Origin of the sequence: Copranaerobaculum intestinale, from assembly GCF_009831105.1 — a bacterium.
Lineage (GTDB): Bacteria > Bacillota_I > Bacilli_A > Erysipelotrichales > Erysipelotrichaceae > Copranaerobaculum > Copranaerobaculum intestinale.
Window position 1 is genome coordinate 534,391 of sequence record NZ_WUUQ01000002.1, and the last position, 12,747, is coordinate 547,137.

General features: G+C 42.3%; 17 protein-coding genes. 3 read left to right on the forward strand and 14 right to left on the reverse strand.

The genetic code is table 11. The features are described from left to right. Nucleotides 1-87 precede the first annotated feature (87 nt). Complete coding sequence (locus tag GSF08_RS07380; RefSeq protein WP_249805954.1) at nt 88-585, forward strand: inorganic diphosphatase; 498 nt, start codon at nt 88-90, stop codon at nt 583-585. 11 nt (nt 586-596) lie between these two features. Here GSF08_RS07380 and efp read toward each other — a convergent pair whose 3' ends face one another. From efp to GSF08_RS07440, 12 genes are all read right to left on the reverse strand, one after another. After that, nucleotides 597-1,154: an elongation factor P gene (gene efp, locus GSF08_RS07385; RefSeq protein WP_160625174.1), complete on the reverse strand. Its 558-nt coding sequence runs from the start codon at nt 1,152-1,154 to the stop codon at nt 597-599. A gap of 70 nt (nt 1,155-1,224) precedes the next feature. Continuing rightward, nucleotides 1,225-1,557, reverse strand: a complete 333-nt coding sequence (locus GSF08_RS07390) for a hypothetical protein (protein ID WP_160625175.1) — start codon at nt 1,555-1,557, stop codon at nt 1,225-1,227. 17 nt (nt 1,558-1,574) lie between these two features. After that, entirely contained in the window at nt 1,575-1,961 is a 387-nt protein-coding gene (locus GSF08_RS07395; RefSeq protein WP_160625176.1) for a hypothetical protein, read from the reverse strand. After that, nucleotides 1,924-2,319, reverse strand: coding sequence for a prepilin-type N-terminal cleavage/methylation domain-containing protein (locus GSF08_RS07400; protein ID WP_160625177.1), 396 nt, complete (start codon nt 2,317-2,319; stop codon nt 1,924-1,926). The genes GSF08_RS07395 and GSF08_RS07400 overlap by 38 nt, the downstream gene beginning before the upstream one ends. Beyond that, nucleotides 2,309-2,482 (reverse strand): hypothetical protein, encoded by a 174-nt coding sequence (locus GSF08_RS07405; protein ID WP_160625178.1) that lies wholly within the window; start codon nt 2,480-2,482, stop codon nt 2,309-2,311. Before GSF08_RS07405 ends, GSF08_RS07400 begins: the two co-directional genes overlap by 11 nt. Next, complete coding sequence (gene comGD, locus GSF08_RS07410) at nt 2,466-2,858, reverse strand: competence type IV pilus minor pilin ComGD (RefSeq protein ID WP_160625179.1); 393 nt, start codon at nt 2,856-2,858, stop codon at nt 2,466-2,468. Before comGD ends, GSF08_RS07405 begins: the two co-directional genes overlap by 17 nt. Then, entirely contained in the window at nt 2,836-3,132 is a 297-nt protein-coding gene (gene comGC / locus GSF08_RS07415; protein ID WP_160625180.1) for a competence type IV pilus major pilin ComGC, read from the reverse strand. Before comGC ends, comGD begins: the two co-directional genes overlap by 23 nt. 15 nt (nt 3,133-3,147) lie before the next feature. Further along, on the reverse strand, nt 3,148-4,101 hold the full coding sequence (locus tag GSF08_RS07420) for a type II secretion system F family protein (protein WP_160625181.1): 954 nt from the start codon (nt 4,099-4,101) through the stop codon (nt 3,148-3,150). After that, nucleotides 4,082-5,080 (reverse strand): ATPase, T2SS/T4P/T4SS family, encoded by a 999-nt coding sequence (locus tag GSF08_RS07425; RefSeq protein ID WP_160625182.1) that lies wholly within the window; start codon nt 5,078-5,080, stop codon nt 4,082-4,084. Before GSF08_RS07425 ends, GSF08_RS07420 begins: the two co-directional genes overlap by 20 nt. Nucleotides 5,081-5,164: 84 nt before the next feature. Next, nucleotides 5,165-5,776 carry an MBL fold metallo-hydrolase gene (locus GSF08_RS07430; RefSeq protein WP_160625183.1) on the reverse strand — a complete coding sequence of 204 codons (612 nt, stop codon included), beginning with the start codon at nt 5,774-5,776 and terminating at the stop codon, nt 5,165-5,167. Between the two features lie 37 nt (nt 5,777-5,813). Next, the gene (gene rpmG / locus GSF08_RS07435; RefSeq protein ID WP_160625184.1) at nt 5,814-5,963 is read right to left on the reverse strand and encodes a 50S ribosomal protein L33; all 150 of its coding nucleotides are present in this window, start codon (nt 5,961-5,963) and stop codon (nt 5,814-5,816) included. Nucleotides 5,964-6,049: 86 nt separating this feature from the next. Continuing rightward, a complete protein-coding gene (locus GSF08_RS07440; protein WP_160625185.1) occupies nt 6,050-8,155 on the reverse strand; it encodes a peptidoglycan D,D-transpeptidase FtsI family protein in 2,106 nt (701 codons plus the stop codon). A 127-nt stretch (nt 8,156-8,282) separates the two neighbouring features. On the opposite strand from GSF08_RS07440, the gene ispG reads away from it, so the two are divergent. After that, complete coding sequence (gene ispG / locus GSF08_RS07445; RefSeq protein WP_160625186.1) at nt 8,283-9,359, forward strand: flavodoxin-dependent (E)-4-hydroxy-3-methylbut-2-enyl-diphosphate synthase; 1,077 nt, start codon at nt 8,283-8,285, stop codon at nt 9,357-9,359. 91 nt (nt 9,360-9,450) lie between these two features. Here ispG and GSF08_RS07450 read toward each other — a convergent pair whose 3' ends face one another. Together GSF08_RS07450 and GSF08_RS07455 are read right to left on the reverse strand one after the other, a co-directional pair. Then, entirely contained in the window at nt 9,451-10,329 is an 879-nt protein-coding gene (locus tag GSF08_RS07450; RefSeq protein WP_160625187.1) for a deoxyribonuclease IV, read from the reverse strand. Next, on the reverse strand, nt 10,329-11,696 hold the full coding sequence (locus GSF08_RS07455) for a DEAD/DEAH box helicase (RefSeq protein ID WP_160625188.1): 1,368 nt from the start codon (nt 11,694-11,696) through the stop codon (nt 10,329-10,331). The genes GSF08_RS07450 and GSF08_RS07455 overlap by 1 nt, the downstream gene beginning before the upstream one ends. A gap of 139 nt (nt 11,697-11,835) precedes the next feature. On the opposite strand from GSF08_RS07455, the gene ispH reads away from it, so the two are divergent. Further along, the gene (gene ispH / locus GSF08_RS07460; protein WP_160625189.1) at nt 11,836-12,738 is read left to right on the forward strand and encodes a 4-hydroxy-3-methylbut-2-enyl diphosphate reductase; all 903 of its coding nucleotides are present in this window, start codon (nt 11,836-11,838) and stop codon (nt 12,736-12,738) included. The last annotated feature ends 9 nt before the right edge of the window (nt 12,739-12,747 follow it).

Here is a 12,747-nt window from a genome sequence, read left to right on the forward strand (position 1 = left end):
TTAAAAAGTGCTTTTTCACCCAAAAACAGGCATGCGGATTTTGATTTGATCCAAACTATGTTAAGATAAAACCACGAGGTGAAAAAAATGAATACTGTTGTTGAGGCTTTGATTGAAATTCCTATGGGTTCTCAGAATAAATATGAAGTAAATAAGAAAACTAATAAGATCAAATTGGATCGAGTTTTATACTCTGCGGTCTTTTATCCGGCCGAATACGGATATGTTGAAAATACTTTAGCGCTGGATGGTGATCCAATTGATATTTTGGTGTTGACATCCTATCCTACCTTTCCGGGATGCTACATCGATGCACGGATTATCGGTGGTCTGGATATGATTGATGACGGCAAGCAGGATGTGAAAATTCTGGCTGTCTGTGAAAGCGACCCACGCTATGATCACATTCATGATCTGGATGATGTCGCACCGCACATTCTGTTGGAAATTCAAAATTTCTTCAGTACATATAAAACTCTGCAGCCTGGTGAAGTTGAGGTGGGCGGATTTCTAAGCACTGAGAAAACCTTGGAATTGCTGAAAGACGCAAAGGAGCGCTGGGAAAATATGAAAAAAACGGATTGATATCCGTTTTTTTATGCTCTTCCTGAATATTTACCGTCAGAAGTATTTACCAGAATTACTTCATCCTGTTCAATGAACAGAGGAACGCGGATTTCCAAACCGCTCTCAACCTTCGCAAGCTTGGAAGCACTTGTGGCAGTATCTCCTTTAACCGCAGGCTCACATTCAACAACCTGCATCGAAACTTTATCTGGTAAGATAAGTCCCAGCACTTCGCTTTCAAACATGGACACGGTTACATTATCGTTTGGTTTCAGAAAATTCAATTCCCATTTCAGACGATCTTTATTGATCTCCAGCTGTTCATATGTCTCGTTATCCATGAAGATAAGACTATCTCCATCATCATACAGATACTGCATTTCTTTCTTGTCGATATGCGCGTTTTCAATCTTATCGCCGCCGGCAAAAGACAATTCTACGATCGCTCCGGTACGAAGGTTTTTCACCTTAGCTTTTACGATCATACCGCTGCGGGCCTGTTTGTTTTGAGATGACTCTAATACGACAAAGATATTATTATCCTGCTGGATCGTCAATCCTGGTTTTAAATCATTTGAACTAATCATGAACATTCACCTTTCTTTTTTTACACACCCTATATTTTATCGTATTTACGGCGAATGTCAATTTTTTTAGTTACAGCAGACTTTTATATCGAATGGATGATGCAAAGCTGCTTAAACAAAGGAAGGTTATCAAGTAATCATAGAATAGTTCATCTAGTGTAGTAGTGCTTCCAATGAGACTGCGGATCCATTGAAAAAGTATCAAAATCACCGCCGGAAAGACAAAATCCTTCCATTCAATTGATTTACACGTACCTTCCTGATAAAAAAACTGAATCACTAGGAGGGTCAGAAAAAATATTGGAATCAGCCATAGTGAAAAGACATCAATAAACAGCAGCAGTCTGCCCAGCAGGATCATACCGGTAAACAGACCAGTGCTGATCAACGCGGTAAGTAACATGGAATCACCTCTTAAGGTTATTGTGGCAGAGTTTTTTCCGGATATGCAGTTTTCATGATGCACATACAGATATCATCATACTCGATCCGCATTTCGGTGGATTTTCCCTGAGAACTCGTATAACGGACATCGGCGGTCAAATCTTCATAAGTAATCTCAATTTCATAATTATTCCATGATAACGATTCGGTTTTGGGATAATCAGTTTCAAATATTTCTTTTACATGATGAATAATATAAATATCAATCAAATCATCTGGTTTTCTGCTCATAATCAAGCTTTTGCTTCTCAGCATGATGGCAGCGGAAAATATGATTACGATCTGTAATAGCAAAACCGCATACATGCTGACAAAGCCCTTTTGATCAGCAGCCAAGCAGGGCCTGTTTGGTTGTTTTTTCATGAGTGTGTTTCCATCGCAGATAGATACATGTATCTTCTTTATAAAATTGTGCAGATTGAAGATTACTCGAAAATATTTCATATCCCGGACGCTTTACCAATCGATTTTGGTCTATTTGCAGAACACTCTCCTTATCCCGATACAACAAGACTAATGTTTGATCCTCTATTGCCGCTTCACTGCCTTCGGCAAAAATGCGTCGCAGCTGATGGATCATGATTCGATCACTGGTGGCATATTCTTGCTTCGGCACATGCAGCATAGCATTCAGTACACTGAATACCAACGGAGTCAAAAACGCACAAATGCTCAACGCAATGATCATTTCTATTAATGTAAATCCATCCTTATTCAGCATATATTGCTTTCAGCTCCTCTTCCTCATGGCTGATTAACTTCAGCCGCTCCACATGTGAATAGCCCTGAACAGCAGCAGCGGTAATCGAAACGGCAATCACGATACCGAGCATAAAGATACAGATTTCTATTAAGGCAAAGCCATTATTATTGAATTTGCGCATGACCGCTTCCCAGTTGAATAAGTAGCTTTCCTTTTTGTTTTCCGCTGTAACAGGTAATCGTACCAGCATGGTTGACCTTACCTGAAGGATAAATCGTAAAAATTTGTGAATCACAGCTGACGCCCTTAGGCATAGAAACATGTGAATGATTAAGAACCAGTGAGGTATTTTGAACATGAAACGTCATCGTTTGATGTGTCTGTATGGCATTCAGCTGAAGCTGTAGGTAGTGATCCTGCATTTCCATCATAAAAAAATAAAGATTTCCTTGGTGGATGCCATGACTAACGGAAATTGTTAGCAAAATCAACAGCACCATGAGCACAAGGATCATTTCAATCATAGTAAAGCCGTCAGTTGCTTTCAGCTTGTCCATTGACTATCTCGATAGCGGCGCCATTGGGGCAGCGGCGCTGTGAATCCTTTAAATAACCCTCACCAATTAGATCAGATATACTTCCAGGCTTATTCAGCGTTTCCAGTTCATACAGCAAAATTTGTGAGTTAACGACCTCCTTTAGCGCATCACAGCCCTTGTTTTGGATGATTTTTTGTTTCTGCTGAATATTGGGCAGAGTGATCAGAAAAATCAGTGCAATGATGGATAATACAATAATCATTTCCAGAATCGTAAATCCCTTTTTGTTCATAAGCTCCCCCTCTGTTTAAAAGGTATTAAGCAATTCCAACGGAATCAGCATCATGCGGTATATGCAGACAGCAACGATTCCAACAAAGCTATAGGCACTCAGGGTGATACAAGCGGTAATGCGCTTCATCCAGAAAAGCCAGCGGGCTTCCTGTAAAATCATATAGTCATTCAGCAGATCCTCCAGATTGCCGATGGCAGAACCGATTGACAAATACATAATCAGTTGGTGATCGATCAAAGGATGTTGAAGCGCATCCAACAGTTCAATGCCCGCTTCCAATTTTGTATTGATACAGGACGCGATCTCTTGTAAAACATAAGAGTGCTGATGACTGGATAAATGCTGGAAACATATTTTTGTCGATAGTCCGCTATGATGCATTTCTTTTAAATACCCACTTAGCAAAAAACTGTAATACGCAGGGACAAAGGCAACGCGATGACATCGACAGAGTATAGAATAGCGAAATGATGGCTGAAACCGCATGATCAGCAGGAATATGAAGAAAAGTAATAGAATTGCGCCAAGCAGCCAAATGCTGACAGTAACCAAGTGAATCAAAAAGGTAATGCCCGTATCTGCTGTATAATCAGCAAACCCCTGCTGCATCTGAGGAATGACATATACACAGAAAAGATAAAGCGTCAGATAAGAAAAGGTAAATAGAAACATGGGATATGCGCTTTGCTTCCAAAGCTTTTTCTGGATATCATGGCGAAAATCATAGACGCGTGAAGCACAGGCAACACTTTTTGATATCGGCAGAAAACGCATAAAGAACTGCAGCTGATCATAGAAGGTATCAGAGCAGCTGCGCTTCAGAATTTCATCCATGGACATACCGTTGCCGATTGCGGTTTCAAGAAGCAAAGGATCTTTCCCCATCATCTGTAAGGACTGATTAAAGCTGTATCCTTTGTGCAAAAGCAAACCAAAGGATTTCCATTCATTTTGACGAAGTTTCAAGATCGGCAGCTGCTTCTTTTTCTGAAATCCAGCCTTCTTTAACTGCGATTCGGATTTCTTGAAAAATATCCTGATGCTGTTGACTGACTGATTGATTTTGAAGAATCTGTTCAAGACTTTCATGTTCCAGTATTTCATAGATGCAGATTCGCTCCTTTTTTCCCTTCTTCGCAAAGAGCCGTTGGTTAGTAATGGCCGATAGCGTACCGAGCAATTCTTCACGCCTCAAGCCAAGCTCACACAGCCGTTTTACCGCTTCAGCAGCGCTCTTTGCATGAACCGTCGAGAATACCATATGACCGCTTAATGCGCACCGAAAGGCCATTTTGGCGGTCTGAGAATCTCTGATTTCACCAATCATGATCACATCGGGATCATGCCGCAGCAATTGCTTTATTCCCTCCTCATATGTGAAATTGGCTTGCTCATTGATCTGCAGCTGTAAATACTCGTCACTGTGAATTTCTATCGGATCTTCTAAGGTGATAATCTTTAATTTATGATGCGATGCAATTTCACTGAGTATCGCATGCAGTGTAGTGGTTTTCCCACTGCTGGTCGGACCGCTTAAGATAATCATGCCGCTGCGAAATCTCGTCCAGTTTATGAAGCTTCGATTTTGATGCTTATGCGGTGATAGATGGTGAATATCAATCAGTAAGTGATTGTTTAAAATACGCAGTACTCCGGTTTGAAGCTGCGGTGTCATCAATAAACTAAAACGGAAATATAAATTTTTATCCTGCAAAGATAATTGGAAATTACCGGACTGCGGCTGTGCCAAATTACCCAAATCCAGATTGGCCAGATATTTGAGATAGTGAAATAATGAGAGATCAAGCGTTGGCTCATGTAATTCAATAATGCCGCGGATTCCCCGCACACTGATTTTCAGCGTCTCTTGTTTAACTGTAAAATGCACATCTGTAGCATGATAACGCGCCGCTAATTTCAAAAGCAGTTCCAGTTTTTCTCTCATGTAACGCCCTCTTTCCTTCCCCTTTCTATACGGATAAAAGTATAGTATACCTAAAAAAAAGATATATCATAATCGACATATCTTCTAGTATAAATAAGGATTGTGAAGCAATTCTTCCTGAATGGTAGTAGCAGGTCCATGTCCCGGCAGTACAATTAGCTCGGGAGACAGTTTTTTTATAAACTGCAGCGTATGCGTCATTTTCGAATTTGATCCGCCTGGTAAATCCGTGCGGCCGATGCTCATTTGAAACAAAACATCTCCGCAGATCAGATACGGCCCCCATTCCAGCATAATACTTCCTTCGCTGTGGCCCGGTGCATCATAGACGTGAAACTGAAATGCCCCGATTTTCTGAATGCCCGGCATGATATTATTCACCTTGCTTTTCAGCGTGAACGCTTCTTTGAACATCGCGGAGCAGTTTAACGATGCATCGTAAAGCAGCGGTTCATCAAGTTCGCTAATGTAAATCGGACAGCCGTATTCTTTTGCCCAGAAATCCGCACCTTCAATGTGATCAATATGTCCATGGGTCAAAACGATGGCGTCAACAATCCCCTTCGCTGATTCGATATGTTCCCTCACCGCAGGATTCTTGCTTCCGGGATCAACAATCATTACATGATGATCTTCCCAAAGCAGATAACAGTTTGCCTGGATCGGGCCCAATACTAATGTTTCATACTTTTTCATATTTGTCTGTCAATAAAAAAGACCGCAAAGGTCTCTTCTATTTTTTCTCCTTATGTGCAGTCTTTTTGTTACAACGCGGGCAAAATTTATTGATTTGCATACGTTCTGGATGTTTACGTTTATTACGTGTTCCGATGTAGTTCTCTTCGTTACATTCTGAACATTTGAAAGTAATACGATCTCTCATAGTGTCCCTCCTCGTACATGCGTTAAGATTATATCATATAACATATGAAATTGCTAATCTTTTTTATAAAAGTATAAAATGTCTGATTAATTCGCACTTTTTGCCAAATCCGGGTAGTATTTGTAGAACTCTTTCAGGACTCTTGGCATAATATCGTTACTGCAGCTGTTTGACTGGATGTTATCACTGTAAGACGAATTCGGCGCAACACAGGCAAAAGCCAAATTAGGATTCTCATACGGTGCAAATCCAATCAAGGATGCATGGGATGCTTGAATCAGCGTACCGTTCTCATAGAACGGATTCTCGGCAGTACCGGTTTTTGCAGATACTTCATACGGCGTTGCAAGATCTGTTACACCACCGCACCAACCGGTTGACACACAGGTGCGGAACCCCAGCCGGGAACGTTCTAAATTATTATTTTTATCATTTAGCACCGACAATACCTCAGCCTTATTTTCATAAACCAATGAAGATTTATCATTGACTTCATAGGCGCCGGATACGATTCGCGGCTTCACACGCTTACCGCCGTTGGCTACTGTGGATGCGTACTGTGCTAACTGCATCGGCGTATACGTATCAAGCTGTCCGATTGCAAAGTCTAATAACAGACCTGCCTGTCGGCTTAAACCGACATAACCGGTTTCCTCCTGCGGTACATCCACACCGGTTTTTATACCGAGACCGAACATCGAATAATACCGCCGCATCAGATCAAACGTAGACAGATTCAAATTCAGCGGACCATATGGTGTATAAGTGCCACCGCCTAGCTTAATCGCGATATTGAACATATAAACATTACTGGATTTTTGGAGAGCCCCGATTTCATCCAGCGGTCCGTAATTTCGATAAGATGCTTTTTTCGTACCTCCCTGAAAATACATCGGAGCGTCATTGAATACCGTGTTTTTGGTAATTGCACCCTCATTGAGTCCCATGAATACAGTAGCACCTTTGACGATTGATCCCGGCGTATTCGCATTGAGATACGTACCGGAAGCGTACGGATATAGATTTCCGGCATCATCTGTATTGATTCCGGACATGGCGTATACTTTGCCATCCTGAGGATTCATCAGTACTACAAATGCGTTCTTATAGTATTTACGATACTGATTCGATTTTGCGTTCTGCAAAACTTCGGTGAGAATCGCATCTATGGACTTCTGCAGCTCTATGTTAATATTCAACTGCAGATCATAGCCTTTTTTCCCAGCTTTCACCTCATTGAAGGTTGCTTCGCCATCCTTATTGTATTTGATTTCCTTAACGTTACGAGTTCCGCTCAGCAAAGCTTCATACTCCTGTTCCAAGCCGCTGGTACCCACTTGATCGTTTAACGGATAGCCGAGTGCCTGGTAATGAAGCCGGTCCTGAGACTGAATCGTACCAATGTTACCCAATACATCTTTTAATGTTTTATCATACGGATATTCCCGCTTCCACCCACTGGTAACTTCAAATCCGCGAAATTCATTTTGATGTTCACTCAGATAACTGACCTGCTCATCGCTCACGTTGGACAAAATCGTTTTACTTTCATTTTCCGAAACGCTCTGCATCAGCAGCCAGGTCGGATACGCCTCCCGATAATCCTGTGGCAGATCATCAATATCGGCCTGCTTGATTCGTTTCATTTTCAGCTTATCGGCCTTTTCACTGGATATTTCACCCTTCAAAGCCTGCTGCAGCTCATTCTTTGTCAACAGATGATTTCCCTGATCTTTTTTACCGCTGCTGTCGACTGATAAAATAAGATAGAGCTTTTTCCACTCATCATCAGTTGGTTCATATTTACTTTTTCCGAATTGCTTGGTAAATTGAATTGCCAGCTCCCATTCTTCGTCATTTGATACATCCTCATTGGGATAATAGGTAATATTCATCGATTGAATCGTATTGGCAATGATTTTACCGTTGGCATCGTACATCACACCTCGCGGGGTAGAAGAAGTCTGCTTCCTCGAAGCATAGTTATCCAATTTCACTTTATATTCATCGTTTTCCCGATACTGCAGATTGACCAGTCGAAAACTGATACATCCAAATATTATTAAAATTACCAAGCCGCCGATTCGGACTCTCTGATTGATAACTTTATTCATATCCTTTGGTTTTTTCAGCACATCGGAACTGCGGCGCATTTCTTCATGATCTAGCTTTTGAAACGGATTACGAAACATGCACCTCACCTCCATACGCATTATTATAACCATTTTTTTATAAAATTACTACCTGCGATTCGGATTTCACACACTTGTATTTGTACTTCATTACAGTTTTGTTTATAATGTGGTTGAGGTGAAAAGAATGAAACGTACAGAAACAAGAGCGGTTCAGATCGGCAGCCTGCAGTTGGGCCATCAAAACCGTGTTATTATACAATCCATGTGCAATACCCGCACCAGTGATACAGCAGCCACAATATCACAAATTTTACAGCTGGAGAAGATGGGCTGTGAAATGGTTCGCTTAGCAATCATTGATGAGGACGATGCAAAGGCGATCTCTGAAATCAAGCAGCAGGTGCATATTCCACTGGTGGCAGATATTCACTATGACTATCGTATTGCGGTGCTTGCGGCAGAAAACGGTATTGATAAAATCCGCATCAATCCCGGTAATATCGGTGCAAAAGAAAATGTTGAAGCAGTTGTAAGCATCTGTAAGGAAAAGCATATACCAATCCGCATTGGCATTAACAGCGGTTCTTTGGAAAAAGACATTCATGAGCGTGACGGTAAACCGACCGCTGCGGGCATGATCGAAAGCGCTCAGCGTCATGTGAAAATTCTAACTGATTTGAATTTCCATGACATCTGTCTGTCCTTCAAGTCAAGTGATCCCAATTTGTGCATAGAAGCTTATCGACTGGCGGCAGAAACATTCCCTTACCCGCTGCATCTTGGCGTTACTGAGGCAGGAACGGTTATGACCAGTGCCGTGAAATCTACATATGCGCTGGGCACATTGCTACAGGAAGGGATCGGCGATACGATTCGGGTTTCGGTAAATGGCGATCCCTGCAAAGAAATTCCTATTGTGAAATCTATTCTGCATTGTGCCGGGCTGCTGAAACGAGTGCCTAATCTGGTAGCCTGTCCAACCTGCGGCAGAACGCAATTTGATATCGGGCCCGTCGTTGATGAAATAGAGCAGTTTTTACAAGGTATATCGGCAGATATTACGGTGGCGATCATGGGCTGTGCGGTGAATGGTCCGGGAGAAGCAAAGCATGCGGATATTGCCATTGCCGGCGGCCGCAATGAAGGCTTGCTGATCAAAAAAGGAAACATCATGGAAAAACTGCCGCAGGATCAAATGGTTTCGCGGCTGAAAACAGAAATCATAAAAATGGCAGAAGCGCAAAAAAATCAGGAAGCTTAACTCCTGATTTTTTTATCGATGATCATTGTATATCAATCAGATACATTGTCTCAAATCAAGCAGACAGCGGATTTATGAATAACTGCGCTTTTTATTCCCTTTTGATTTTATCTAACAGCTGCTCGTCAAATTGTCCGCTTTTCAGCATTGCAATTTCATATTTATAGGGAGCATGGCCTTCTACATATGGTGTCTCTAATATTTTTACTACATGCTCAACCCTTGGATTATGAACAATTTTATGTAGTGCTTCAAAACCAATTTCGCCAAATCCGATATTCGCGTGACGATCTTTACGAGCTCCTCTGATATTCTTTGAATCGTTGACATGGATGCAGGATAGGCGGGATAAGCCTATTTTCTGATCAAACTCATCTAAGATGCGATCAAAGTCGGTCAGATCAAATCCGGCATCATGTAAATGGCAGGTGTCCATGCATACACCCAAATGCTCTGCGAATTTGCAGTGATCGATCAAATAGCGGATATGGTCAAAGTGATATCCGATTTCACTGCCCTTACCGGCCATTGTTTCAATCGCAACGGTCACATGATCAGCATTTGCTAATGCCAGATCAAGCCCCTCAACGATTCGCTGCAATCCAACGTCTTCTCCCGCCTGTACATGACTTCCCGGATGAAGCACAAGGATTGTCGCCTGTAAAGCTTTTACACGATCAATTTCTTTTGTCAAAAATTCTACACCGAGATCAAAGGTTTCTGGCTTTGTACAATTTGCCAGATTGATGATATAGGGAGCATGAACAATCAGACTGCTCTTTTCAATCGCGTTATTTTCCATCAGCTGAAGCGCTTCCTCAACCTTTAGTTCACCCATCGCTTTGCGCCGGGTATTCTGCGGTGCTCCGGTATACAGCATGAGTGCATTTGCATCATAGGATAACGCTTCTTTAACTGCTCCCAATACATAGTCTGGGGCACTCATAGATACATGAGATCCAATTTTCATTAATTTTCACCCTCCTGTTTCGCCTGCTGGTACTGCTTAGCACGCTCTTTCTTCTGACGGCGAATATCATTTTGAATCAGCTGGCGCTTCGCTCTTCTGCGCATTTTTTCAATTTCCTGCTTCTGTTTTACTTTATAGCCAGGCTTCACCTTGGTTTTGCGATGCTTCACCTGCTTGGCAATTTCCGCCTGCAGCGGATCAGCTTTGCGAACCCTTCCCGATTCAAATAACGGCTTTAAATCATTCCATCGCTGATTCTTATAGGAACGATGCGCAAAGTGAATGCCTCGCTGCTTCAAATTACGGATTGCGGCTTCGTCCTGTTTCTGGTACAGCGCATAGCAAATACCGTCGTGACCGGCTCTTCCGGTACGACCGCTGCGGTGGATATAAAAATCAAGTTCACTTGGAAAGCCCAGTGATACAACATGACTGACTCCTTCAATGTCAATGCCACGGGCTGCAATATCGGTCGCTACAACAAATGATTTTCGTGAATCGGCCAGTTCCTTCATCGCCTTGTTACGTTCCCGCGGGGTCAAATCACCATGGAGCTCAATAACACCGTAATTATGGTCCCGCAATGTCTGGGCAGTTTTTGCGGCTTCCTGACGGGTATTCGCAAAAATCAGACAGATATAAGGCTGAAAGCCGGGCAGGATATCGAGTAAAGCTTCTTCATAACTCTTATGACGGCACGGTACTAATATGTGTTCAATTTGCGGCTCAAAAGAATCAGTATCCTGTATGCGGATAATTTCCGGATGTTTCATATATTTTTTCAAAAAGAGCTGAAGCTCCTGCGGAATTGTAGCGGAAAAACTCATCATTTGCAGATCCTTGCGCATTCTGCCGGCAATGGCATCCACATCCTTCAGAAAGCCGAATTCCAGTGTCATGTCCGCTTCATCAACCACCATGATTTTCGCACTGTCGACGCGAAGCGCCAGATCATTTAAAAACAGATCCTTGATTCGTCCCGGTGTACCAATGACGATATGCGGCTGTTCTTTCAGAGATTCGATCATGCGGCTCTTTTCAAGTCCGCCGATGATCAGCTTGATGCGAAGGGACGGGCAGACTTCATTCATGATCTGACAGCGCTGATACAGTTGAATCGCCAGTTCTCGGGTCGGCGCGGTTATTACTGCCTGAACCTGGCTGCTTTCAATATTGATGCGCTCCAACAGCGGGATTAAAAATGCATGTGTTTTTCCGGTTCCGGTTTTAGAAATACCGATGATATCCCGACCTTTACAGGCAGGTGGTATCACCGCTTTTTGAATTGGAGTCGGCGCTTGGAAATTGTTATGTTTAATAAAGGCTCGTGTATAATCCTTTAATTGATAATCTTGATAACTGCTCATATATTTTCACCCTTTCAAAGTGATTTCACTTAGTAACGTATTTTATTATACCATAGGTTACGATATTCAATAAGAATTAGCATACTGGAATTTTAAAAAAAAAGCAGTATAATGGAATTCATAGGACAAGGAGGCAGCCATGGAGATTATAAAAGTAACCCCCCGCGGCTACTGCAAAGGTGTCGTAAGGGCCATTTCAATGGCCAAAGAGGCGGTGCAGAAATATCCCGATACACCTATTTATGTGTTGGGAATGCTGGTTCATAACCGCTATATTGTAGATGCACTGAAACACATGGGTATTCATACGCTGGAAAGCGATACCAAAAGTAAAATACTACTGCTGGATGATATCGAAGAGGGTGTCGTGATTTTCACCGCTCACGGCATAGACCCGAAATGCATCGAAAAGGCAAAAGCAAAGGGATTAATCGTCATAGATGCTTCCTGCCCCGATGTTTTAAAAACCCAGGAGCTGGTCAAAGAAAGATTAAAACAGGGATATGAGATACTATATATCGGTAAAGCAGGTCATCCTGAGGCAACAGCCGTATGCTCATTGAGCGATCATATCCACCTGCTGACATCCCTTGCGGATCTGAAATCAGTGAAGCCGGCGGACAAGGTCTTTGTAACAAATCAAACTACCATGTCCTTTCAGGATATTGAACAGTTCTTCCGACAAATTCACAAGCGGATACCGCAAGCTGAATTTTCGCAGGAAATCTGTAATGCGACAAGAATCCGTCAAGAAGCGGTAGCAGCCCTAAAAAATATCGATCTATTATATGTAGTCGGAGATAAAGCTTCCAACAATTCAAACCGACTTGCGGAAATTGCCCAGGCAAACGACGAAATTCGACAGGTATGTCTGATTGAGAACGCCTTAGATATCGGTTTGGATCAGCTCGCGGATGTCAAGCGCGTTGCGGTTACCAGCGGCGCTTCAACCCCAACCTATCTGACCGCTCAGGTCATCACATTTCTGGAACAGCAGGAAAAGCATATTTATCCAATAATCGATATAAATAAAATGCTGTAAGAAAAAAGG